Raw genomic sequence first — 23,914 nt, 5'->3', positions numbered from 1 at the left:
TTTGGGGAAATAGAAATTTTTTTATTACTGAATAAAGCTAAGTTGTTCTACTAGGCGGTCTTCATTCCAAACGTCAATGCCTAATTGTTCGGCTTTTGTCAGTTTAGAACCTGCATCTGTCCCAGCAATGACAAGGTCAGTTTTTTTGCTGACACTTCCTGTGACAATACCACCTAACTCTTCTATTTTCGCCTTTGCTTCATTCCGTGTCAATTGCTCAAGTTTACCAGTTAAGACAATCGTTTTTCCCGCAAATGGATTGTCCCCTATTGCGACTTCTACCTTTTTACCTTTATATGTCATATTTACACCAACTTCAGCTAGGCGAGCAATGACTGCACGTGCATCTTCGTTGGCAAAATACTCTACGAGTGATGACGCCATTTTATCGCCAATTTCATGAATTGCCACGAGTTGTTCCTCTGTAGCTGCCATAACCGCTTCCATCGTTTCGAATTCCTCTGAGACAATTTTTGCCGCTTTTTCACCAACGTGTCGTATACCTAAACCGATTAGTAGGCGCTCCATTGAATTATCCTTAGATGTTTGAATGGCATTTACTAAATTCGTTGCTGATTTTTCACCCATACGTTCCAGCTCAACAAGTTGCTCTATTGTTAAGTGATATAAATCGGATACGTCATGGATTAAATCTGCGCGCAGTAATTGCTCAACAACCTTCTCACCAAGACCGTCAATATTCATGGCGTTACGTGAGACAAAATATTTAATGCTCTCGGCAATTTGTGCAAAACAGGCTGGGTTCACACAGCGCAGTGCTACTTCGCCCTCTATTCGAATCAGTTCACTATCGCACACAGGACAATTTGCAGGCATTTCATAAGGGACAGAACTCTCTGGTCGTTGCTCCATTAATACACCGACAACTTGTGGAATAATATCACCAGCTTTTCGGATTACGACTGTATCCCCAATGCGAATATCCTTGTCACGAATTAAATCTTCATTGTGTAAAGAAGCGCGTTGCACTGTCGTACCAGCCACCTGTACAGGCGTTAAAATAGCAGTGGGTGTGACAACGCCTGTTCGCCCTACAGTTAAATCGATATCTAGTAAAGTTGTGATGACTTCTTCCGCAGGGAATTTATAGGCAATCGCCCAACGTGGACTTTTAGCGGTATAGCCAAGTTCATCCTGCTGTGCATACCGATCCACCTTAATGACGATACCGTCAATTTCGTAAGCTAAATTCGGACGGTTCTCAGTCCATTTTTCGATAAAGGCTAATACTTGATCGATTGATGTACAGTGTTGACGCTCTTTATTTGATGGCAAACCAAGCCCCTCTAAATAATCAAGCATCTCTCCGTGTCCATCAATACCATACGCTTCACCGTCTCCACCAATTGAGTAGATAAAGGTGGATAATTGACGGCTCGCTGCTATTTTAGGGTCCAGTTGACGTAAAGAGCCAGCAGCGGCATTACGCGGGTTTGCAAATAATTCTTCTCCATTCTCAGCTCTTTGGGAATTGAGCTTTTCGAATGATTTTTTCGGCATATACGCCTCACCACGTACTTCAATGGTAAGTGGCTCTTTTAATCGAAGTGGCACCGCACGAATCGTTCTTAGATTTGCTGTTATATCCTCACCAATAATACCGTCACCACGTGTCGCTCCCTGAACAAAAACACCATTGTCATATTTTAAGGAAATGGCAAGACCATCAATTTTCAGCTCGCATACATATGAAAATTTGTCACCAATTGCTTGACTGATTTTACGGTCAAACTCACGTATGTCTGCTTCATTAAAAGCGTTTGATAGGCTTAACATCGGATAATCGTGTGTTACTTTTTTAAACCCCTCTACGACAACACCACCAACTCGCTGTGTCGGCGAATCGGGATAGATAAGTGATGGATTCTCTTCTTCTAATGCAATGAGTTCGTGTAATAGTTGATCATATACGCTATCTGCAATGATAGGATTATCCAGTACGTAATACGCATACCCATATTCATGCAATAACTTGTTTAACTCCGCGATGCGCTGTTCAATTTCGTTCATTTAAGTTCCTCCGCTTACGCTTTTTCAATAGGTGCAAATTGTGCAAGTAATCGCTTAATACCAATTGGTTGTGGGAATGCGATATCAAGCTCTGTACTATCACCCTCGCCTTTTACACTTACAACCATACCTGTTCCCCATTTTTTGTGAACAGCCTTATCTCCAGCTTTCCATCCAAACTGGTCGCCGCCAGTTGATTGTAAACGGGCAGTAGCTGGTTGTGTTTGCTGTACGCTGCCTAGTGTACGTTTTTGATAGCCGCCAGAAGAGCGATTACCAGTTGCAAAAGGTACCTCAGGTTTGGTACCAGCTTTAGATATGGATTCCGTAATATTCTCTGAAATTTCACGTAAGAAACGAGAAGCATTATTGAAACTCGAACGTCCAAAAATCGTACGAGATTGCGCACAAGTTAAATACAAACGTTCCTCCGCACGTGTAATACCTACGTAAGCAAGACGTCGTTCCTCTTCCATTTCATCCTGATCGTCAAGTGAACGAGAGTGCGGGAAAATATTTTCCTCCATCCCAATAATGAAGACGACAGGGAATTCTAAACCTTTTGCAGCATGCATCGTCATTAAAATAATGCTGCCCTTCGATGTATCTTCTTTATCGAGTGCATCAATGTCCGCAATTAGTGCTAAATCTGTTAGGAAGGCGATTAAGCTCTTATCATCACTACGTTCCTCAAACGCTTTAGTTACAGATAAAAATTCTTCAATATTTTCTAAACGGCTTTCTGCTTCAATGGTCTTTTCGTTTTGTAGCATTGCACGATAACCAGATTTCTCTATGACCTGCTCGACAATCTCCGTTACAGATAAAAATTCTTGCATATCTGTAAAGCCTTTAATTAGTGCATAAAAGTGCTCTGCTGAAGCTGCAGCTTTACCCGTTAACCCCATAAATATAAGATCATTCATTGCATCAAAAATCGAACGATCTTGATCTATCGCATAGCGTGCCATCTTTTCAAATGAAGTAGCGCCAATACTACGCTTTGGTTCATTAATAATTCGTGCGAGCGATAAATCGTCATCATTGTTGGCAATTAGCCGTAAATACGCCAGTAAATCCTTAATCTCTTTTCGATCATAGAATTTTGTGCCACCTACGATTTGATAGGTCATATTAGATTTAACAAGCACTTCCTCCATTACACGAGATTGTGCATTTGTTCGATATAAAATGGCGAAATCATCAAATGAGCGATTTTCTTTTTTCATAAGCTCTTGGATCGTTTGGATGACGAACTGTGCTTCTTCTTGTTCGTTATAGGCTTTGTACAGAGCGATTTTTTCACCCTCTACGTTTTCTGTGCGTAGTTCTTTTGGATAACGCGTCGTATTATTTTGAATGACGTCATTAGCCGCTCTCAGGATGCGTTGCGTGGAGCGATAATTTTGCTCTAGCATAATTGCCTTAGCATTTGGATAATCTTTTTCAAATGAAAGGATATTTCCGATATCTGCACCACGCCAACGATAAATCGATTGGTCAGAATCCCCTACGACACAGATATTTTGAAATTTCTTTGCGAGTAGCTGTACGAGTAGATATTGTGATTTATTTGTATCTTGATATTCATCGACATGAATATATTGAAATTTATTTTGATAGTATTCAAGCACTTCTGGTACACGCTTAAACAATGTAATGGTTTTCATGATTAAATCATCAAAATCGAGTGATTGGTTGCGACGTAGACGTTTTTCATAGCCTTTGTATACTTGCGCAACCGTTTTTTCATACGGGTTATTTTCATTCATATTGGTTGTATATTCATCGGCTGTGATACACTCATTTTTGGCCGAGCTGATCGCATTTAAAATAGCACGCGGCTCAAATCGTTTAGGATCAATGTTCTCATCCTTCATGACATTTTTCACGACCGATAACTGATCCGTAGAATCTAAAATTGAGAAGTTACGTGACATACCAAGCTGATCGATGTTACGACGCAAAATGCGTACACACATTGAGTGGAACGTCGATACCCACATGCTGTCGCCAGTGCCATTCCCGAGGATACCATCAATACGTTCTCGCATTTCACGTGCAGCTTTATTTGTGAAAGTGATTGCTAAAATTTTTGATGGATATACTTCCTTTTCGATTACCAAATACGCAATACGATGCGTCAATACTCTTGTTTTCCCAGAGCCTGCACCTGCCATAATCAGCAGTGGGCCTTCTGTTGTTTTCACTGCTTTTTCTTGCTCAGGATTCATTCCTGCTAATAAGTTTTTCGTTAACTGCTCCATATTGCACCTCCAATCAAATTCCCCATGGCGAGCTTTTCGCAAAATCTTGTATAATGCAAAGTCGTACAACAAAGCCTTACAACGTAGCGTCTTTAACAATGCAGTGTTGTTAGCCTTATCGTTAAAACGAAGTTTGTAGGGTAAGCTTTTACAAAATGTACATGACTCTATAAATTTTCACGAGTAAATCTAAGGCACTCGCCGGAGATTGTAATTTCATTAAGATAGTGTTTCAATGTCCACTGAATAAAATTACTCAAACGTTTGTTCTTAATTATATCGTATTTTTAACAGCCTTAACAGTCGCAAGTGCGGCTTTTAAATCTTCGTAGATTATATTGCCAACAACAACCGTATCCGCATATTTTGCCATGTCCGCCGCCTGCTTCGTAGAAGTAATGCCACCGCCGTAAAATAGCTTTGTATTTTGCAATTCACTTTTTACAGCACGTACAAGTTCAATATCACCATACATCCCGCTATATTCTATATAAAATACAGGTAGTTTAAAGAAGTTTTCGGCCATTCGTGCATAAGCAACAACATCATCTATTGATAAATCTGTTTTCGCCCCTGTTACTTCAGCTACTTTACAATCTGGATTTAAAATACAATATCCTTCAGCGACGAGTTCATCCCAAACCATAATATCGCCGTATTCTTTAATGGCCTCATGATGTATATTTTTAATCCATTTTGGATCATCACTATTTAACACCGTCGGAATGAAATAATAGTCATAACCCGGTGTCACCGATTCTATCGTTGAAATTTCAAGTGCTATAGGTACTTCAAAGCGACGAACACGTACAAGCAAGTCTAATACACCATCTAAAGTTACGCCATCTGTGCCGCCAACTAAAATTACGTCTGTTCCTGATTCGCAAATTTTTTCGAGTGCCTCATCCGATATTTCTTTAGCCGGATCTAGCTTGAACACATGTCTCCACTCTAAATAATCCATTTATTTTACCACCTATCATTTTCTATCTATTCGTTTACAAGTATAGCTTATGATTCTCGACAAAAAAATGAAAAAGACTGAGCAGAAACACTACTCAGCCTCTTACTTATTATTCTTTTGGTGCTTGGAATGGCTTTTCGTCTGGATACAAACGACCTAACATTTCATCATATGTATCATTCCCATAATCAAAGCAACGACGTACACGTGAAATGGTTGCTGTACTTGCACCCGTTTCCTTTTTAATGGATTCGTAGGTTTTCTTTAAACGTAATAAATGTGCAACCTCAAAACGTTGTGCTAGCGATTGAATTTCACTAATCGTACATAAGTCGTCAAAAAATTTATAGCATTCTTCGATGTCGTTTAGCTCTAACACTGCTTTAAATAACTGATCTGTTTGATGCCCTCGAATTTTTTCGATTTGCATGCAATTTCCTCCTTTTAAGGCTGCGTTTTCACCATTGCTTGTAACCCTGGTGAAGATGGTACGAAATGAACCCAAGACTTTCCTGGTACTAACTTCACTAACTCGCCAGACTCTTCAACAGCCATTGGTAGTCCATCCCTATTAGCCCATTTGACTTCTCTCATATAGCCATTTTGAAATACATACGCATTTCCACCAGATGTTAAATCAATATCTTGGCGACCTACATTATCAATTGTTTGATGCTTCATCTCAAAGAATAAAACATTCGCAACTGTTAGTGCTTCGCCTGTCAACATATCCTTTGTGTCAACGCCAGCCGATTGTCGTCCATAACGATTGTTTTGATGATCATACACATACGAATTGTGGAAATACTCATTATTTCCATAGTAAATGTCAACTTGACTTGTTTCAACGCCTATTTTACCACGTTCATCGGGTTCATAAAAAGCCTGACGTACTTTTTCACTGTAATTCATTGAAGCGCCTACTTTTTCGGCACCCTTTAAAATGTTTTCTGAAGTAATATATGAGTTATGTGGCGCCACACGCTCATTTGAACGTTTGAAAAGTGTTCCATCATAATTCATACCATTAATATTGTCTACTACATTATTACTAAGCATTGATTTTGCCTCTGGACTATAGCCATGTGCTACATAAAATGCACCAAAGGCCTTCGCCATATCGACAAAGTAAGAACGTGCACTACGAACTGGTCCAACATTTTGTGGTAACTCACTTTGATAGATTGCTAATAAACGAGTAACATTACCTTCTGCTAACATTTCATAAATCATATCGGCTGCTGCGATACCAGATTGCGGGCGAGCAGCAGGATGATTATTAATCGTCACAATAATTGGACGTTGTGTTACTTCTTCAGCGACAGCTTCTCCTGTTAATGGCGCAACTTCAACTTCTTCAACAGGCTCTTCAATAACTGATTCCTTTTCAGTTGTCGCAACATCTTCTTCCACTTCTGATGCATCTTTTGAACATCCTCCGATGAACAAAGCGCTAAATGCTAATGCCATAAATAATTTCTTCGATTTAAACACAATCATTCCCCTTCCGCGATTAACGCATCACTGCTGGTAATAATAATTTATTCTTCATCACATCAAAAATACCTTTTGGCGTAATGCGAATATAAGGTAAGTGGGTGGATTGTAAAAATAATAGAGAATAAATAGCATCACCTAGGTGATAGCCTCGATCCATAAGTGCTTGTTTTAAAACAAGCTCCTGGTCCATTAATTCCTCAAAGTTACTTTCTGACAATAAACCGTTGATGGCCAACGGAATTGAAGCAATAACCTCATCCTTGTCAACTAAGACAATTCCACCTTTCATCTTTTTGAATTCAACAAAAGCTTTTTTCATAGAATGTAAATTTTTACCAATAAAAATAAAATCCCCTGTATTAGAATAGGAAGAAATTAATCCGTCAATATTTGTCGCAAATCCCTTAATAAAAGTATTGACTCGCCATTTACCGTTGCGGTCCACAAGCATTAAAAAACATTCATCTAAATCTCCAATAATTTGCCCGTCCACTACTTGGGCAGTCACATTATAAGGCTTCGTAATTACATCATTCTCAAGTTTTATGCCTAATGGTGTAGAGAATTGAAAATCTTTTTCTTCCACATCAAAGCTCACTTCAAAGTTCTTCTCTTCCTGCCAATCGACTGCATCGAAGGTATAACTCTTTATCCCATCACGCTTCAGCCAAACTCCTTTAGATAACACACTTTCTGGCGTTGGCGTAAATTCATCTTTCAAAATATTGAACGTCGCCACTCGGCCTGTCGCAATGATTCCTTGGTAATGAGTTAAATCATAGTAACGAGCAATGTTATAGGAAGCCATTTGGTATGCATCGATTGGTGATACCCCTGCATCCAAAGCAAGCTGAATACATTGGTCCATAACGCCCTTACGATAAAAACTCGGCGTTGAGCCATCAGTGGTCATCATTAAGTGATCAAAAATAGCAAGCTGTTTATCTATTACATCTTTTAATATGCTCTCTAAATCCTGCCTAATAGAAGAATGACGCAACGTGACTGCATATCCATGTAAGATTCGTTTTTCCACATCTTCAAAAGTCATCGCCTCGTGATCACCGTCTGCACCAATCAGCTTCATCTTCGCCAATGTATTAGAAGACGCACCTGGGAAATGGCCTTCTATCTTTTTATTTATGTGCTTTGCTTGTAAAATCCAATGGAGCATTTGATTATCACCTTGTAGCAAACGGGGCCATCCCGTTAGTTCCCCACCTAATAATACGTCAGATCTATCCAGCCATTGCTGAACAGAAGATGTTGTGAAAATTTCTTCTTCATTATAAATTTCTGTTTGTGCATCAAAGCGAGCCCACCAATAAAATATGAACGGTAGTGTATTTAGTTTCTCAATTAGTGAAAACGCTTTCTTTTCTTTTAACATTAATAAAAGTGTTAAATTATCTGAAATAAAAGTAGTGGTGCCTCCTTGGGCTGCATAGTCAGCAAAAGATTGCGGATTATATAGTTGTGTTGGATGCACATGGGGTTCGATATATCCCGGGACTATTACTTTATTCTCTACATCAATTATTTCTGTCCCAACCACATTTTTTGGCATCTCTTGCCCTGTATAAACAATTCTATCTCCACTTACCCAAATATTACCTTTAACCCACTGTTTAAGCATACTATGTAAATAGCGAGCATTTTGAAAAACAATATCTGGATTATTTTCGCCATTAATAATATTAATATGATTTCTCACGTCTTTTATTTTCCAATGGTAATCCATTTTTCTATACTCCTCTCCTATAGAGTTTTGTATCTATATCGTAACATTTCACTTTGCCAAAGCAAGTTTTTTCTATTTAATAATTTACTATATTTTAACAAGATAATACACCCCTTTTAACTAAGAGTTTGTATTTATCAATATTTTTCTATAGCACACCGCGTACTAAACAAGCTATGCTTCACAGATTGGACATGGATTATACCAAATTTCTATTGTAGCTCTTGCAAACTCCGAACACTGACTGTTAAAACGAAGCCATATTACCTTGCTGTTTTGAACAGGATTTTATTGCCATACGGAGCATTTATATTCAGGTTTAGTTATTCATCTCGTACACATACTACTATTGCATAAACGCATACAAGCATGCTTTGTGTATCATCTTGTTTCAATTTGTAGCACCCCGTTTTTTTTCCACTATGACTAAAGGAGGAAATTTACATGATGCAGCAAGCTAATTTGAGTGATAAAAATGCCTTTTCACGCTTTGTTCTTGGTACAAGTATGACGGCGTTTGGCATTGCCAAAGTGTCTAGAAATCCTGACTGTACAAAAGGTCGATTGATGATTGCATTAGGTGCCATGAAAATGGCTGAGGGGATCTTTAAATATTGTCCGACTAAAGCTTTGCTAAGCTCCAATATGCAAAGTGCCATGAGCACCTCTATGCAAAGTATGCTCAATGGACAAGGTTCTATGTCCTCTGACCAAATCAATAAGCTTATGAAGGATTTCTCTTCGGCTATTTCTGGTAATGCGTCAGATACAAATTCGGCTGCTAAGTCCACTGACAACAGTGCTTCTCAAAAATCAAATTCCTCAGGCAGTGCTAGCGCCACAAATAAAGCTCAAAATCCTTCTTAGTCAAAAAAACCGTCTCAACTAACTGTTGAGACGGTTTTTCCTATCGAGCGACCAAGCTTAGCCACAGTTTTAATTTTCAAGGTTGGTATGGCATGTTTCCACTATACAATAGGGATTAGTGAACGCCATTAATACACTTATTTCAAAGTACGCCAACCGATATCTTTACGGTAAATAAAATTATGCCATTCCTCTGTTGTGATTCCTGCATATACTTTTTCTTGTGCTTCTTTTAAAGTAGGAGCCTTTGCACTAACAAGTAATACACGTCCGCCATTACCAACAAATTTTCCATCAACTAGCTTCGTGCCAGCGTGGTATATCGCGTGCGAGTCAGCTAATGACTCTAAGTCCGGTAACGCATTTCCTTTTTCTACATCACCAGGATAGCCCTCAGCTGCAATTACAACGCCTAACATGGCATCATTTGACCATTGTAAATCAAAAGGTCTTTCATCCATTAACGCAGTCATGAACGCACCAAAATCGGAAGTCATTCGTGGTAGCACGACCTGTGTTTCTGGGTCACCAAAGCGCGCATTAAATTCGATCACTTTTGGCCCGTTTTGCGTTAAAATAAGACCCGCATATAAAATCCCTGTGAACGATACGCCATCTGCATCCATTCCTTTAACAGTTGGTTCAACAACTGTTTTGTACGCTACGTCCACTACTTCTTGTGAGATTTGTGGTACTGGTGAATAGGCACCCATCCCACCTGTGTTCGGCCCTTTATCACCATCATAAGCACGTTTATGATCCTGAGCAATAACCATTGGATATATTTGTCCCTTATGGACAAATGACATAAAGGAAAATTCTTCCCCATCAAGGAATTCTTCGATAACAACGCGAGATGATGACTCACCAAAGCGCTGATTGCCAATCATGTCCTGAACTGCTTCAATTGCCTCTTCTTCAGTCATGGCTACAACGACACCTTTACCAGCAGCTAAACCGTCCGCCTTAATAACGATTGGTGCACCTTGCTCTTTAATGTATGCAATAGCCTTTTCTGCTGCTGTAAATGTTTCATGTGCAGCCGTTGGGATATTATATTTATTCATTATATCCTTCGCGTATGATTTACTACTTTCAATTTGTGCTGCAGCCTTTGTCGGGCCAAATACCCGTAAGCCACGCTCAGTAAAGAAATCTACGATCCCTACAGCGAGTGGCTGCTCAGGACCTACAAATGTTAAATCTACTGCATTTTCTTTTGCAAATTGTGCAAGACCCGCGAAATCCATTGTGTCAATTGCAACGACTTCGGCATCACCACGCATCCCGTCATTACCTGGAGCTACAAAAACTTTATTTACAGATGGAGAAATACTAAACTGCTTGGCAATCGCATGTTCACGACCACCGCTTCCGATTACTAATACATTCATTATTAGAGAATCCTCCTTTTTGTGAGTAAGACCGAGATGAACCAACATCTCGGTCTTAATGTCTGTATATTCTTTTCTAAGGCATTTAAGGCCTTCGACATTTCTTGTTAATTAATGCTTGAAATGACGTACTCCCGTAAATACCATTGTTATGCCAAACTCATTCGCTTTATCAATGGAATCCTGATCTTTAATGGAGCCACCTGGTTGAATAATCGCTGTAATACCTGCCGCTGCCGCTGCTTCTACTGTATCGCTCATTGGGAAGAACGCATCGGATGCTAATGCTGCACCTTGCGCTTTTTCACCTGCTTGCTCAAAAGCAATTTTTGCTGCGCCAACGCGATTCATTTGCCCTGCTCCGACACCTAATGTCATTTGTGCATCCGTGACAACGATTGCATTGGATTTTACATGTTTCACGACCGCCCAACCCAGTTGTAAAGCTTCCCATTCCTGATTAGTTGGTTCACGATCTGTGACAACTTTGATATTTGCGTTGGCAAAGCCATAACGATCTGGCTCTTGTACAAGTAGGCCACCTTCAACAGATACAACATTCAATTTATCTTGCTTCCTTTGCTCGAATGGAATCGTTAATAATCGGATATTTTTCTTTTGCGTTAAAATAGCAAGCGCTTCTTGCGAAAATGATGGTGCAATAATAATCTCTAAGAAAATATGACTCAATTTTTCAGCAGTCGGTGCATCTACTTCCCTGTTTAAAGCAATAATGCCACCGAAAATAGATGTTGAATCTGCTTCGTATGCTTTATCAAAAGCTTCTTCTAAAGTTACACCAGTTCCTACACCACAAGGATTCATATGCTTGACTGCTACTGCCGCAGGCATTTTGAATTCTTTGACAATTTGAAGCGCTGCATTGCCATCCTGAATATTATTGTATGATAATTCCTTACCATGTAATTGTGTGGCATAAGCTAAAGAAAAGTCAGAACCAAGACGCTTTTGATAGAATGCTGCTTTTTGATGAGGATTTTCACCATAGCGTAAATTTTGTTTTAACTCATATGTCATCGTTAAGCTTTCTGGGAATTCTTCTTCTGTTAGATGATTCGAGATATATGAATCATAAGCAGCAGTGTGTCGGAATACTTTTGCAGCTAGCTTACGACGTGTTTCAATAGTTGTTGCGCTATTTGCTTGTAGTTCCTCTAATACGGTTGCATAGTCATTGCTGTCCACAATTACTGTAACATATTGATGGTTTTTCGCTGCAGAACGAAGCATTGTTGGACCACCGATATCAATATTTTCGATGGCATCATCCCATGTTACATTAGGCTTTGAAATTGTTTCAACGAACGGGTAAAGATTGACACATACAATGTCAATAGGTTCTATGCCATGCTCATTCATTTGTGCTTGGTGAGAAGCATCGTCAAATTTCCCTAATAAACCTCCGTGAATCATTGGGTTTAAAGTTTTCACACGACCATCTAATATTTCTGGGAATTTTGTTACTTCATCTACTGCTGTTACAGCAACATTATTGTCTTGTAACATTTTTTTCGTACCACCAGTTGATAAAATTTCATAACCTAATGCCACTAATTCTTTAGCAAATTCTAAAATACCATCTTTATTGGAAACACTGATTAATGCACGTTTTGTCACAACGAAATCCTCCTAGTTTTATCTCGTGTTAGCCACGAAAATGTCTCGCTTATCTTGATTGAGCACTAAATCTATATTGAACAACACCATTTCAGGTGGAATCTCTCCATTTTCAGTAAAGCTTGCGGAGAATCGAGCATTTCTCCGCATCTACCTGCGCGAATTATATCAATCGGTTTTATGACGTAAATAATTGTTGTAATGCCTTTGTATATAACAAGTGCTCTTCTTTATGAATTGCGGTTTCTGTTGCCTGACGGTCACCATCGACCACTGACACAGCCGCTTGTGCAATTATAGGCCCTGTATCCATGCCTTCATCTACGAAATGCACAGTAACACCAGTTATTTTGACACCATGCGCGATGGCTTGCCCAATTGCATCCTTTCCAGGGAAAGAAGGCAATAATGATGGGTGAATATTGACGATACGCTGCGAGTATGCCGTCAGAAGCACTTCACTGATTAAACGCATATAGCCTGCCAGCACAATCCAATCGACACCGCATTCGTGTAAAGCTTCAATAATCGCAGTCTCGTAATCTGCCTTCGATGCAAACTCTTTCGGATTTAATGCTAGAACCGGAATACCAAAGTTTTTAGCACGTGTTACAACAAATGCGGTGGGCTTGTCTGTGACAACAAGCTCGACCTTGGCATTTAGTGCACCATGTTCAATAGCTTCTTGAATGGCTTGAAAATTACTACCGCTACCTGAAGCAAACACGGCAATTTTAGTAGGTGCAGCCATTACACTAAACTCCCATCATGCGTGCCGTTAAATACAACACCCTCGCCTTTCACAACGCGACCAATTTTGTATGCTTTTTCACCATTTGCTTGTGCTGTAGCCATTACTTTCTCTGCCTCTTCTGCTGGTACTGCTAAAACGAAACCAATGCCCATGTTGAAGACATTATATAGATCTTTGTCTTCTAGCTGGCCTTTTTCTTTTAAGAATTCAAAAATACGAAGAACTGGCCAAGAGCCTAGGTCAATTTCAGTTGCTAAACCTTCTGGCATCATACGTGGTAAATTTTCATAGAAGCCACCACCTGTTACATGCGCACAACCATGTACATCGGCTGCCTTTAGAGCAGCAAGTACTGGTTTTGCATATAATTTTGTTGGCAATAGTAGCGCCTCACCGATTGGGCCAAGGTCTTCGTAGCCTTCTACAACTTCATTAACTGCAAAACCTTTGTCAGCAAAGACAATTTTACGAACTAATGAATAACCATTTGAATGCACACCACTTGATGCAAGACCTACAAGTACGTCACCTTCTACAATTTTTTCACCTGTGATAATGCCTGATTTTTCGCAAGCGCCTACTGCAAATCCTGCTAAATCATACTCGTCCGCCTCGTATAGGCCTGGCATCTCAGCAGTCTCACCACCGATTAATGCAGCACCAGATTGCACACAGCCATCTGCTACGCCTTTAACAATTTGTTCGATTTTCGCTGGCTCTGCCTTACCAAGTGCCACATAATCTAAAAAATACAGTGGTTCAGCACCTTGCGCTACAATATCGTTTACGCACATTGCGACACAGTCCACACCAATTGTATCGTGCTTGTCTACCATAAATGCTAATTTTAATTTTGTTCCTACACCATCAGTACCTGAAATAAGAACAGGTTCTTTTAGCTTTAGTTCTGACAAGTCAAACATTCCACCAAAACCACCGAACGTACCCATCACACCTAGACGGTTTGTACGCTCAACGTGAGACTTCATTCGTTTAACAGCTTCATAGCCCGCTTCAATATTTACACCTGCTTGTTCATACGCTTTTGACATGCAGAGATCCTCCTTTTAATCAATTACGCCTTTGCTCAGCAATCGTACCTAGTTGCATCACTTTCCTGCAAAAGTCAACTGTGACATCTGCCAAAGGCTCGTTAAGATTGCCTGTACACATAACCTTAATGTAGTAGTTCTTTTTCATGTGGTAAGATTGTATCAGGGAAAATTTCAGTTGGATATTTGCTTGTAAAGCATGCTAAGCAAAGGCCTCGGTTTTCATCATCGTATGGTCGTGCGATATTCTCCACCATACCTTCAACAGAAAGGAATGTAAGAGAATCTGCACCAATCGCTTCACGAATTTCATCGACATTATGACTGGAAGCGATTAATTCCTCATGTGTCGAAGTGTCAATACCGTAGTAACAAGGATCCGTCATTGGTGGCGAAGAAATCACAACATGCACCTCAGCAGCACCTGCATCCTTTAACATTTTTACAATACGACGCGACGTTGTGCCTCGAACGATAGAATCATCAACCATTACTACTCGTTTGCCTTTCACGACTTGCACAACAGGTGAAAGTTTCATTTTCACACCACGTTCACGTAATTCCTGAGTTGGCTGAATAAATGTACGACCTACATAGCGGTTTTTAATTAAACCTAACTCATATGGAATTCCACTTTCTTCAGCAAAACCAATTGCCGCAGAAATACTAGAATCCGGCACACCTGTCACTACATCAGCCTCGATATGTGCACATTCACGTGCGAGCTGTTTTCCCATACGTTTACGTGCCATATGCACATTAATGCCATCGATATCCGAATCAGGACGTGCTAAGTACACATATTCCATTGCACACATTGCACGGTTTTCCATATCAGCGAAACGATCAGACTTCACGCCCTCATCGTTAATAATCAACAATTCACCAGGTTCAATAGAACGAACAAACTCTGCGCCGATTAAATCGAATGCGCAAGTTTCAGAAGCAACAACCCATCCATCTCCAAGCTTTCCTAGAGAAAGAGGACGTAAACCATGTGGATCACGTGCAACAAGCATTTCATCTTTAGTCATTATTAGGAATGAGTACGCGCCCTTTAATAATGACAGGGCATTTTTCACCTTTGCACGGAATGGCGAATGCGAGCTTTTCTTAATAAGATGCGCCAGCACTTCTGTATCAGAGCTGGAATGAAAAATACTGCCTTGACGCTCTAAATATTGTTTTAAGTGAGTCGCATTGACTAAATTTCCGTTATGAGCAATTGAAAGGCTACCAGTTGATGAATGGAATAGTAATGGCTGAACATTTTCGATACCGCCACCACCGGCAGTTGTGTAACGGACATGGGCAATTGCCGCTTTCCCGTTGACTGCCTTTAATTTATCTTCATTGAATACATCATTAACTAGTCCTTCGCCTTTCACCGCGCGAAGGTGCTGACCATCAGACACGACGATACCAGCTCCTTCTTGTCCACGGTGTTGAAGAGCGTGTAGCCCGTAATAACTAAGGTGTGCTGGATTTGGGTTCCCCCAAATACCAAACACCCCACATTCTTCGTTTAAGCCTCTGAGTTCAGCAAGCATGGGATTGCTCCTTTCCAATTAGAACGGAATTCCTCCACTGTACCTTCTACAAGCACACCGTTGTCACCGTTGATTTTAACAAGCGCATCGTTTGTTACGACACCGATTTTTTGTGCATCTTTTACAGTCTCAACAAATACAGCAGCATTTTCTTCTTTAACAGTTACTACAAAACGAGATTGTGTTTCACTGAATAATACCGTTGTTGCAGAACCAGTTAGTGTCACATCAACACCTAAACCATTAGCGGCAAATGTTGTTTCAGCAATTGCTACTGCAAGACCGCCTTCTGCTACATCATGTGCAGATTGTACAAGCCCAGTTTTAATTGCTTTTAGTAATGCTTGTTGACGGGCTGCTTCAACCGCTAAGTCGATAGTTGGTGCTTTACCTGAAATAACACCGTTATTTAATAATTTTTGAAGCTCTGATCCACCGAATTCCGTTTTTGTATCACCGATCACAAATACAATATCGCCAGCAGCTTTCACTTCTTGTGTAGTCACATGTGCTAAGTCTTCAATTAGACCAACCATACCGATTGTAGGTGTTGGATAAACAGCTACACCAGAACGCTCGTTATAAAGAGATACGTTACCACCAATTACTGGAGCATTCAGTGCTGTACATGCTGCTGAGATACCATCAGCTGATTTTTCAATTTGCCAGAAGATTTCTGGTTTCTCTGGATTGCCGAAGTTTAAGCAATCTGTAATGGCAAGTGGTGTTCCACCAGTTGCTACGATATTACGAGCCGCTTCTGCTACTGCAATTGCACCACCCACTTCTGGGTCAAGGTAAATGTAACGAGAATTACAATCAGTTGTCATTGCAAGACCTTTGTTTGTTCCTCGTACACGTATAACTGCAGCATCTGAACCTGGTGCCACAACTGTTGACGTACGTACTTGATAATCATATTGCTCGTAAACCCATTCTTTAGAAGCAACAGTGGGTGCTTTTAACAATGCGTTTAACGTTTCTTTGTAATCACTTACCACTGGTTCAGCGTTGTCAATTGCTTGGAACGCTGCATAGTAAGCAGGCTCAGCAGATGGTTTATGGTAAACTGGTGCATCTTCTGCAAGGGCATCAGCCGGCACATTCGCTACTATTTCACCGTTGTGAAGTAGACGAAGCATTTTGTCATCTGTAACGACACCAATAGCTACTGCATCTAAATCATATTTATCGAAAATCGCTTTAATTTCATCTTCGCGACCTTTTTTCACAACTAATAACATACGTTCTTGAGACTCGGATAACATCATTTCGTAAGCTGTCATGCCTGTTTCGCGTTGAGGCACTAAGTCTAAATTCATTTCTACACCTGAGCCAGCCTTCGAAGCCATTTCAGCCGATGATGAAGTAAGACCAGCCGCACCCATATCTTGAATACCCACTAGTGCATCAGATTTCACAACTTCTAAACATGCTTCAAGTAAAAGCTTCTCCATAAATGGATCCCCTACTTGAACTGCTGGGCGTTTATCTTCTGAGTCTTCCGTCAATTCCTCGGATGCAAATGTCGCTCCATGGATACCATCACGACCCGTTTTCGCACCAACGTACATGACTGTATTACCGACCCCAGCAGCAATACCACGCTGAATATCTTTATGGTCGATTAAACCAACACACATCGCGTTAACAAGTGGATTTCCTTCATAGCAAGGATCAAATTGAATTTCGCCACCTACAGTTGGAATGCCGATACAGTTACCGTATCCAGCGATACCAGCTACGACTTCTTCAAATAAATATTTACCACGTGCTGACTTCAACTCACCAAAACGTAAAGAGTTCAACATCGCAATCGGGCGAGCCCCCATTGAGAATACGTCACGGATAATACCACCAACACCAGTTGCTGCACCTTGATAAGGCTCGATTGCAGATGGATGGTTATGGGATTCCATTTTAAATACAACTGCTTGTTCATCACCAATGTCTACGATTCCCGCACCTTCACCAGGCCCTTGTAATACTTGAGGACCTTTCGTAGGGAATTTACGTAATACTGGTTTTGAATTTTTGTATGAGCAGTGCTCAGACCACATTACTGAGAAAAGACCTGTCTCTGTCCAGTTAGGCAGACGACCTAAAATACCTTCTACCATTGCAAATTCTTCGTCTGACATCCCCATACCAGCGTATAGCTTTTCATCTTTAATTTGCTGTGCTGTTGGCTCAAACTTAGTTGTTGACATGATTTTCCCTCCACTGCTTCACAATTGATTTAAATACTGCTAGACCGTCTGCTCCGCCCACAAGTGCAGCAACAGCTCGTTCTGGGTGAGGCATCATACCTAATACATTGCCGCGCTCGTTAATAATCCCTGCGATATCTGCTAAAGAACCGTTTGGATTTTCTCCTGAGTATGTGAACACGATTTGATTGTTATCTTGTAGTTTTTGTAATGTTTCCTCGTCACAGTAATAGTTACCTTCACCGTGAGCGATTGGAATATTGATTACTTGACCTTGCTCATATTGATTTGTGAATAATGTATTGTTGTTTTCAACTTTAAGCTGTATCGTACGGCACATGAATTTTAAGTTTTTGTTACGTAGTAATGCACCAGGCAATAAGCCAGCCTCTGTTAGAATCTGGAATCCATTACATACACCTAACACAGGTTTACCAGCATCTGCTGCCTTTTTAACCTCTGCCATAATGTTAGATTGGTTTGCCATTGCACCACAACGTAAATAGTCACCATAAGAGAAGCCTCCTGGTACTAAAATGCCGTCAAAGCTACTTAAATCCGTTTCTGTATGCCATACATATTCTACTTCTTCACCTAGTTCATCTTTAATCGCATGATACATATCGATGTCACAGTTTGACCCAGGGAATACGAGTACTGCGAATTTCATGATTAGTTAGCCTCCTCGACTTCGTAACGGTAATCTTCAATTACTACATTCGTTAAAACTTTTTCACACATTTCTTTTACTAGAGTGTCGATATCGCGCGCTGAATCACTGATTGTAAGCTCTAGATATTTACCAATACGTAATTCCTCTACTTCGCCGTAACCCATTTTTGCTAAAGAACCTTGTACTGCTGAGCCTTGTGGATCTAGAATACTCTCACGTAATGTTACGAAAATTTTAACTTTTTTCATTGTTATTTGCCTCCGAGTCTAGAAAGAATAATAGTATATACTTCAGTTAAATCACCAAGGTCTCGACGAAAGACGTCTTTGTCCAACTTTTGTTTAGTTTCTGCATCCCACAATCTGCACGTATCTGGTGAAATTTCATCTGCCAGTAGCACATCGCCATTTGTATCACGTCCAAATTCTAATTTAAAATCAATTAAAGTAACGTTCACATCTGCGAATATTGGTTGCAGTACTTTGTTAACAGCTAATGCGCCATCATACATTGCTGTCACTTCTTTTGGTGTTGCAAGTTCTAGTACATCAATATGCTCCGTTGATATTAACGGATCGCCTAGATCATCGTCTTTATAATAAAATTCAACGATTGGGCGTTTTAATGGTGTGCCTTCCTCAAAGCCAAGGCGTTTAGCTAAGCTGCCAGCCGCAATGTTTCGTACTACGACTTCGATTGGAATAATTTCGACCCTTTTCACAAGTTGTTCTGTATCAGACAATTGTTTTACGAAATGTGACGCAATTCCGTTTGCTTGTAATTTTTTGAAAATTAATGAAGTAATGCGATTGTTTAATACACCTTTTCCTGCGATTTCTTCTTTTTTCTCACCATTAAATGCTGTTGCACTATTCTTGTATTCTACTAGGAGTACATTAGACTCCTCAGTTGCATACAATTTTTTTGCTTTACCTTCATACAAAAGTTGATCTTTATTCATTTCGTCATTCCCCCAGATTATTATGAAATACGCTTAGACGCATTGATGTTCGGATTTTGAATTGTACTTAAGCAATTCAAAATCCGTAACATCTGTCAACGGCACTAACTTTATTTAGTCGAATGATTGAATAAAAGTTAGTTTAGTCCAAGACGCTCAAAAATCATGTCTACATGCTGTAAATGATAGTTATAGTCAAAGCACTCATCCAATTCTTCCTTTGTTAAATACGATGTAACTTTTTCACTTGCATCGACTAACGTACGGAATTGAACTTGCTCGTCCCACGCCTGCATTGCTAATGGCTGTACTGTATCATAGGCTTCCTCGCGCACTAAGCCTTTATCGATTAGTGCTAATAAAATGCGTTGAGAGTAAATCAGCCCATATGTGCGGCCCATATTACGTTTCATGTTTTCAGGGAATACTGTTAAATTTTTTACGATGTTACCAAAGCGATTTAACATATAGTTCAATGTAATTGTTGCATCCGGTAAAATCACACGCTCTGCCGATGAATGTGAAATATCACGTTCATGCCATAACGCTACATTCTCATAAGCTGTTACCATATAACCACGCATTAAACGTGACATACCAACCATGTTTTCAGAACCGATTGGATTGCGTTTATGCGGCATTGCTGATGAGCCCTTTTGTCCTTTTGCAAAAGCTTCTTCTACTTCTCGTGTTTCGGATTTTTGTAAGCCGCGAATCTCAGTTGCGAATTTTTCAATTGATGTTGCAACTAATGCTAATGCACCTAAATATTGTGCATGACGATCACGCTGTAGTGTTTGTGTTGAAATCGGTGATGCAGCCAAGCCTAATTTGTCACATACATATTGTTCAACACGTGGATCGATATTGGCATATGTGCCAACTGCTCCAGACATTTTGCCAGTTTCAATCACTTGCGTTGCTGCGTCAAAACGTTCTAGGTTACGTTTCATTTCTTCATACCATAAGCCTAGCTTTAAGCCAAAAGTTGTTGGTTCTGCATGAACACCATGTGTGCGTCCCATCATAACCGTATGCTTATGCTCTTTTGCTTTTACGGCAATAATATCGATAAATTTCACAATATCTTGTCGTAAAATATCATTCGCTTGTTTAATAATATAAGAAAGTGCTGTGTCAACTACGTCTGTCGAAGTTAAGCCATAGTGCACCCATTTACGTTCCTCACCTAGCGTTTCGGAAACTGCACGCGTAAAGGCTACAACATCATGGCGTGTTTCTTTCTCAATGTCTAAAATACGATTTACATCAAAGGAAGCATTGTCACGAATTTTTGCTACATCTTCCTTAGGAATATCGCCAATTTCTGCCCAAGCCTCACATGCTAGAATTTCAACCTCTAACCAAGCCTGGTATTTATTTTGTTCTGTCCAAATTGCACCCATCTCGGGTCTTGTGTAACGTTCAATCATTGCGTATCTCCTTCTATTCTGACCAAATGCCAGAATGCTCGATTTCTTTTAAAGTATGGTCCAAATCTTTTGTCATAATCGTTACGTGGCCCATCTTTCGGTTCACCTTAGCTTCAGCTTTCCCATAAAGATGCAATGACCAATCAGGATATTTTGCAATTGAGTTACTTAGTGGCATTACATGTTGCCCTAAAACATTCACCATAATTGTTGATGCCCATAGTTGTGGTTTGCGCAGTGGCCAACCACAAACAGCACGAATATGCTGATGGAATTGTGATACATTACATGCTTCTATTGAAAAGTGACCTGAATTATGAGGTCTTGGTGCTAATTCATTAATAATAATGCCACCATCTGCTAAAACGAACATTTCTACCGCCAGTGTGCCTACTAAATTTAGATAATCTGCAATTTTCAAAGCTTCACTTTCAGCTGCTAACGCTGTTTCATCTTTGATACGTGCCGGTACAATTGTTTCATGTAAAATATGATGCACATGAATATTTTCACCAACTGGCTGACAATATGATTGCCCATCACCATTCCGTTGTACAATAACAGATACCTCTTTCACGAACGGGACAAATCCCTCAGCTATGCATTGTGAGTGAGCGAAAAGCCCTTCCGCTAATGGGAGGTCTACTGCTGACTTTAGAAGTTGCTGTCCTTTGCCGTCGTAACCACCTCGTGCTGTTTTCACAATACACGGATATCCAATGGTATCAATGTTGTCTACTAGCTCTTCATATGTTCCAGCCACTACATAGGGCGCTACTGGACAACCTGCGTTCACTATCGCTGCCTTTTCGGTTACACGGTTTTGTGTAATGCGAACTAATTCTGCTCCTTGTGGTACGTAAGCCATTTGAGTTAAACGCTTTAAGCCGTCATAATCAATATTTTCGAACTCATACGTTATTACATCACTTACTTCTGCAAGTTCCTCTAATGCTGACTCATCATCGTATGGTGCCACAATACGAATATCTGCCACCTGTCCACAAGGGGAATCCATTGAAGGTTCTAAAACGGCAATTTTATAGCCCGCTTCCTTTGCAGCAAGTGCCATCATACGACCAAGTTGTCCCCCACCGATTATACCTATCGTTTGTCCGGGATAAATAATCTTTGTCACACTAAGTCACCTGTGCTTTCCAATACCTGTTGCTTTGTCGCCTCGCGTCTAGCATCTAGTTTGTTAGCAAGCTCTGCATCAGTTGTCGACAAAATTTGCGCTGCCAGCAAGCCTGCGTTCGTCGCTCCAGCTTTACCAATCGCAACAGTTGCTACAGGAACACCACCTGGCATTTGGACAATAGATAAAAGCGAATCAAGCCCATTAAGTGCACGAGACTGTATAGGTACACCAATAACTGGTAACGTCGTTTTTGCTGCCACCATTCCAGGTAAATGTGCCGCACCGCCAGCACCTGCAATAATTACTTGAATACCTCGCTCACGTGCTACTTCTGCGTATTCAAACATTAAATCAGGGGTACGATGTGCGGATACTACCTTTTTCTCGTACGGTACTTGTAATTCATCTAAAATATCACATGCATGCTTCATTGTTTCCCAGTCACTTGAACTACCCATAATGACACCGATTTTCGGATTCATGAATTGTCGCTCCTTTTAAACGATAGAAAAATGATCGATTATTGTGCTAGCCTCTATTATTCAATAGCCACTGCATTTCTTTACTTTTATCTACATAGAAAATCCCCAAATAAACTACTCTCTACAATACACGTGAAAGCAGCTTACTTGAGGACTTATTATGAAAAGAATATGCAGATTTACACATCTGTACACACACCTTCCCGTAACATGCCAAAAGTTGCTTTCCCGCATAGTCCAGCATTTACGGTGCTGGGTAGAGACACTAGAGCCAATCCTCTAGCATATATGAGGGATTTAATTGTTTTTCCTTATCACATTTTAACAATTGAAAACACTATCGTCAATGCAAAAATGCGAACGATTTATTTTCGACAATTAGCATTGTTCGGTTTTAAGTCAAATTTATTCAAATTCTTGACACAACATCGCTTTAAATTGTATTTTTTGACGTAAATACGTTGGTTCTCCATCTACTATATGAAAAATCGGTTCCTCTTTCCGCCCTACCGCTAGATAACCGTCGTGACGCATTCTCGTCAAGCATTCGTCAATCGTCTCATTTTCTTCTACTTCATACCAAATTTGCTTTTTCCCCAAAGTACTCTTCCTTCCAATTTCTTGTCTTTTAATATTCTTCCTTTCTTGACATTCATTATACCCTGATATGATATTTCAAGAATACACGATTTTGTAACAATTATTAATTACGCAATAAATTTATGGAGAAGGTGAAAACATGAAGATTTCTATTGATACAGAAGCGCTCAGTTTTTAAAAAAAATTATAGCAGGCGTATAATATTAATCAGAGTCAACCGCACTGAATTCATGCTAGTGTTTTTTCAAAACAACTAATACATGTCCTTTATTTATCGGGTACATATCTAAAAAGCAACAATATCATGTGCATAAATAATAAAAGCTTTCTCTACCTTTGAAAGAATCTCACAAAATGGACATGTTACCATTGATTCACTCTCAATAAAATGAGATTTATTCATACTTTAGATTTTTATGATTAGAATGGTAAAAGCAGTAAGAGAACTTTATAATGATTCGACATATTGTAGCGTCTATTTCAAGTAAAATATAATTTTTATAATTTATAAAACAAAAAAAGTCGAGGAATAAATCCTCGACTTTTACATTTTGCCTAGCGACGTCCTACTCTCACAGGGGGAAGCCCCCAACTACCATCGGCGCTAAAGAGCTTAACTTCCGTGTTCGGTATGGGAACGGGTGTGACCTCTTTGC

Annotated in this window: 20 protein-coding genes, 1 rRNA gene and 1 riboswitch; of the genes, 1 reads left to right on the top strand and 20 read right to left on the bottom strand. The window is 39.9% G+C overall.

All coding sequences use genetic code 11. From position 1 onward, the window contains the following. Positions 1-24 precede the first annotated feature (24 nt). From ligA to H131_RS00860, 6 genes are all read right to left on the bottom strand, one after another. A complete protein-coding gene (ligA, locus tag H131_RS00885; RefSeq protein ID WP_010857150.1) occupies positions 25-2,031 on the bottom strand; it encodes an NAD-dependent DNA ligase LigA in 2,007 nt (668 codons plus the stop codon). A 14-nt stretch (positions 2,032-2,045) separates the two neighbouring features. After that, positions 2,046-4,298, bottom strand: coding sequence for a DNA helicase PcrA (pcrA, locus tag H131_RS00880; protein WP_010857149.1), 2,253 nt, complete (start codon positions 4,296-4,298; stop codon positions 2,046-2,048). A gap of 274 nt (positions 4,299-4,572) precedes the next feature. Next, on the bottom strand, positions 4,573-5,262 hold the full coding sequence (gene pcrB, locus H131_RS00875) for a heptaprenylglyceryl phosphate synthase (RefSeq protein WP_010857148.1): 690 nt from the start codon (positions 5,260-5,262) through the stop codon (positions 4,573-4,575). Between the two features lie 109 nt (positions 5,263-5,371). After that, entirely contained in the window at positions 5,372-5,692 is a 321-nt protein-coding gene (locus H131_RS00870; RefSeq protein ID WP_010857147.1) for a YerC/YecD family TrpR-related protein, read from the bottom strand. A 14-nt stretch (positions 5,693-5,706) separates the two neighbouring features. After that, entirely contained in the window at positions 5,707-6,756 is a 1,050-nt protein-coding gene (locus H131_RS00865) for a DUF3048 domain-containing protein (RefSeq protein ID WP_010857146.1), read from the bottom strand. A 19-nt stretch (positions 6,757-6,775) separates the two neighbouring features. After that, on the bottom strand, positions 6,776-8,503 hold the full coding sequence (locus H131_RS00860; RefSeq protein WP_010857145.1) for an adenine deaminase C-terminal domain-containing protein: 1,728 nt from the start codon (positions 8,501-8,503) through the stop codon (positions 6,776-6,778). Positions 8,504-8,947: 444 nt separating this feature from the next. Between H131_RS00860 and H131_RS00855 the strand changes: the two genes are divergently transcribed. Beyond that, the gene (locus tag H131_RS00855) at positions 8,948-9,370 is read left to right on the top strand and encodes a DUF2892 domain-containing protein (protein ID WP_010857144.1); all 423 of its coding nucleotides are present in this window, start codon (positions 8,948-8,950) and stop codon (positions 9,368-9,370) included. Between the two features lie 137 nt (positions 9,371-9,507). Here the strand turns inward: H131_RS00855 and purD are convergent, their stop codons facing one another. From purD to rrf, 14 genes are all read right to left on the bottom strand, one after another. Then, positions 9,508-10,764: a phosphoribosylamine--glycine ligase gene (gene purD, locus H131_RS00850; protein ID WP_010857143.1), complete on the bottom strand. Its 1,257-nt coding sequence runs from the start codon at positions 10,762-10,764 to the stop codon at positions 9,508-9,510. 111 nt (positions 10,765-10,875) lie between these two features. Then, positions 10,876-12,402, bottom strand: a complete 1,527-nt coding sequence (gene purH, locus H131_RS00845; protein WP_010857142.1) for a bifunctional phosphoribosylaminoimidazolecarboxamide formyltransferase/IMP cyclohydrolase — start codon at positions 12,400-12,402, stop codon at positions 10,876-10,878. Between the two features lie 178 nt (positions 12,403-12,580). Then, on the bottom strand, positions 12,581-13,153 hold the full coding sequence (purN, locus tag H131_RS00840; RefSeq protein ID WP_010857141.1) for a phosphoribosylglycinamide formyltransferase: 573 nt from the start codon (positions 13,151-13,153) through the stop codon (positions 12,581-12,583). Continuing rightward, positions 13,153-14,208, bottom strand: a complete 1,056-nt coding sequence (purM, locus tag H131_RS00835; RefSeq protein WP_010857140.1) for a phosphoribosylformylglycinamidine cyclo-ligase — start codon at positions 14,206-14,208, stop codon at positions 13,153-13,155. Before purM ends, purN begins: the two co-directional genes overlap by 1 nt. 125 nt (positions 14,209-14,333) lie before the next feature. Next, on the bottom strand, positions 14,334-15,758 hold the full coding sequence (gene purF / locus H131_RS00830; protein ID WP_010857139.1) for an amidophosphoribosyltransferase: 1,425 nt from the start codon (positions 15,756-15,758) through the stop codon (positions 14,334-14,336). Further along, entirely contained in the window at positions 15,734-17,968 is a 2,235-nt protein-coding gene (purL, locus tag H131_RS00825) for a phosphoribosylformylglycinamidine synthase subunit PurL (RefSeq protein WP_010857138.1), read from the bottom strand. The genes purF and purL overlap by 25 nt, the downstream gene beginning before the upstream one ends. Further along, positions 17,955-18,638: a phosphoribosylformylglycinamidine synthase subunit PurQ gene (purQ, locus tag H131_RS00820; RefSeq protein WP_010857137.1), complete on the bottom strand. Its 684-nt coding sequence runs from the start codon at positions 18,636-18,638 to the stop codon at positions 17,955-17,957. The genes purL and purQ overlap by 14 nt, the downstream gene beginning before the upstream one ends. A 2-nt stretch (positions 18,639-18,640) precedes the next feature. Then, positions 18,641-18,889 carry a phosphoribosylformylglycinamidine synthase subunit PurS gene (purS, locus tag H131_RS00815; RefSeq protein ID WP_010857136.1) on the bottom strand — a complete coding sequence of 83 codons (249 nt, stop codon included), beginning with the start codon at positions 18,887-18,889 and terminating at the stop codon, positions 18,641-18,643. Between the two features lie 2 nt (positions 18,890-18,891). Next, positions 18,892-19,602, bottom strand: coding sequence for a phosphoribosylaminoimidazolesuccinocarboxamide synthase (gene purC / locus H131_RS00810; RefSeq protein ID WP_010857135.1), 711 nt, complete (start codon positions 19,600-19,602; stop codon positions 18,892-18,894). 137 nt (positions 19,603-19,739) lie between these two features. Then, positions 19,740-21,035 (bottom strand): adenylosuccinate lyase, encoded by a 1,296-nt coding sequence (gene purB / locus H131_RS00805; RefSeq protein WP_010857134.1) that lies wholly within the window; start codon positions 21,033-21,035, stop codon positions 19,740-19,742. 13 nt (positions 21,036-21,048) lie between these two features. Continuing rightward, positions 21,049-22,173 carry a 5-(carboxyamino)imidazole ribonucleotide synthase gene (gene purK, locus H131_RS00800; RefSeq protein WP_010857133.1) on the bottom strand — a complete coding sequence of 375 codons (1,125 nt, stop codon included), beginning with the start codon at positions 22,171-22,173 and terminating at the stop codon, positions 21,049-21,051. Beyond that, positions 22,170-22,658 (bottom strand): 5-(carboxyamino)imidazole ribonucleotide mutase, encoded by a 489-nt coding sequence (gene purE, locus H131_RS00795; protein WP_010857132.1) that lies wholly within the window; start codon positions 22,656-22,658, stop codon positions 22,170-22,172. The genes purK and purE overlap by 4 nt, the downstream gene beginning before the upstream one ends. A gap of 213 nt (positions 22,659-22,871) precedes the next feature. Next, a riboswitch (purine riboswitch) is annotated at positions 22,872-22,970 on the bottom strand. A gap of 93 nt (positions 22,971-23,063) precedes the next feature. After that, the gene (locus H131_RS00790) at positions 23,064-23,258 is read right to left on the bottom strand and encodes an NETI motif-containing protein (protein WP_010857131.1); all 195 of its coding nucleotides are present in this window, start codon (positions 23,256-23,258) and stop codon (positions 23,064-23,066) included. Between the two features lie 563 nt (positions 23,259-23,821). After that, positions 23,822-23,914, bottom strand: a 5S ribosomal RNA gene (gene rrf, locus H131_RS00785).

Origin of the sequence: Lysinibacillus sphaericus OT4b.31 (assembly GCF_000392615.1) — a bacterium.
In the GTDB taxonomy this organism is placed as follows: Bacteria; Bacillota; Bacilli; order Bacillales_A; family Planococcaceae; genus Lysinibacillus; species Lysinibacillus sphaericus_B.
This window is presented reverse-complemented; position numbering and strand designations above follow the sequence as displayed.

What these genes read in the sequence shown, in the direction of transcription:
- H131_RS00855 (WP_010857144.1), top strand. Translation starts at nt 8,948, where the DNA reads ATGATGCAGCAAGCTAATTTGAGTGATAAAAATGCCTTTTCACGCTTT.
- H131_RS00870 (WP_010857147.1), bottom strand. Translation starts at nt 5,692, where the DNA reads ATGCAAATCGAAAAAATTCGAGGGCATCAAACAGATCAGTTATTTAAA.
- purQ (WP_010857137.1), bottom strand. Translation starts at nt 18,638, where the DNA reads ATGAAATTCGCAGTACTCGTATTCCCTGGGTCAAACTGTGACATCGAT.
- pcrB (WP_010857148.1), bottom strand. Translation starts at nt 5,262, where the DNA reads ATGGATTATTTAGAGTGGAGACATGTGTTCAAGCTAGATCCGGCTAAA.
- purF (WP_010857139.1), bottom strand. Translation starts at nt 15,758, where the DNA reads ATGCTTGCTGAACTCAGAGGCTTAAACGAAGAATGTGGGGTGTTTGGT.
- purM (WP_010857140.1), bottom strand. Translation starts at nt 14,208, where the DNA reads ATGTCAAAAGCGTATGAACAAGCAGGTGTAAATATTGAAGCGGGCTAT.
- purN (WP_010857141.1), bottom strand. Translation starts at nt 13,153, where the DNA reads ATGGCTGCACCTACTAAAATTGCCGTGTTTGCTTCAGGTAGCGGTAGT.
- purE (WP_010857132.1), bottom strand. Translation starts at nt 22,658, where the DNA reads ATGAATCCGAAAATCGGTGTCATTATGGGTAGTTCAAGTGACTGGGAA.
- purS (WP_010857136.1), bottom strand. Translation starts at nt 18,889, where the DNA reads ATGAAAAAAGTTAAAATTTTCGTAACATTACGTGAGAGTATTCTAGAT.
- purD (WP_010857143.1), bottom strand. Translation starts at nt 10,764, where the DNA reads ATGAATGTATTAGTAATCGGAAGCGGTGGTCGTGAACATGCGATTGCC.
- ligA (WP_010857150.1), bottom strand. Translation starts at nt 2,031, where the DNA reads ATGAACGAAATTGAACAGCGCATCGCGGAGTTAAACAAGTTATTGCAT.
- purB (WP_010857134.1), bottom strand. Translation starts at nt 21,035, where the DNA reads ATGATTGAACGTTACACAAGACCCGAGATGGGTGCAATTTGGACAGAA.
- H131_RS00860 (WP_010857145.1), bottom strand. Translation starts at nt 8,503, where the DNA reads ATGGATTACCATTGGAAAATAAAAGACGTGAGAAATCATATTAATATT.
- purC (WP_010857135.1), bottom strand. Translation starts at nt 19,602, where the DNA reads ATGAATAAAGATCAACTTTTGTATGAAGGTAAAGCAAAAAAATTGTAT.
- purL (WP_010857138.1), bottom strand. Translation starts at nt 17,968, where the DNA reads ATGTCAACAACTAAGTTTGAGCCAACAGCACAGCAAATTAAAGATGAA.
- pcrA (WP_010857149.1), bottom strand. Translation starts at nt 4,298, where the DNA reads ATGGAGCAGTTAACGAAAAACTTATTAGCAGGAATGAATCCTGAGCAA.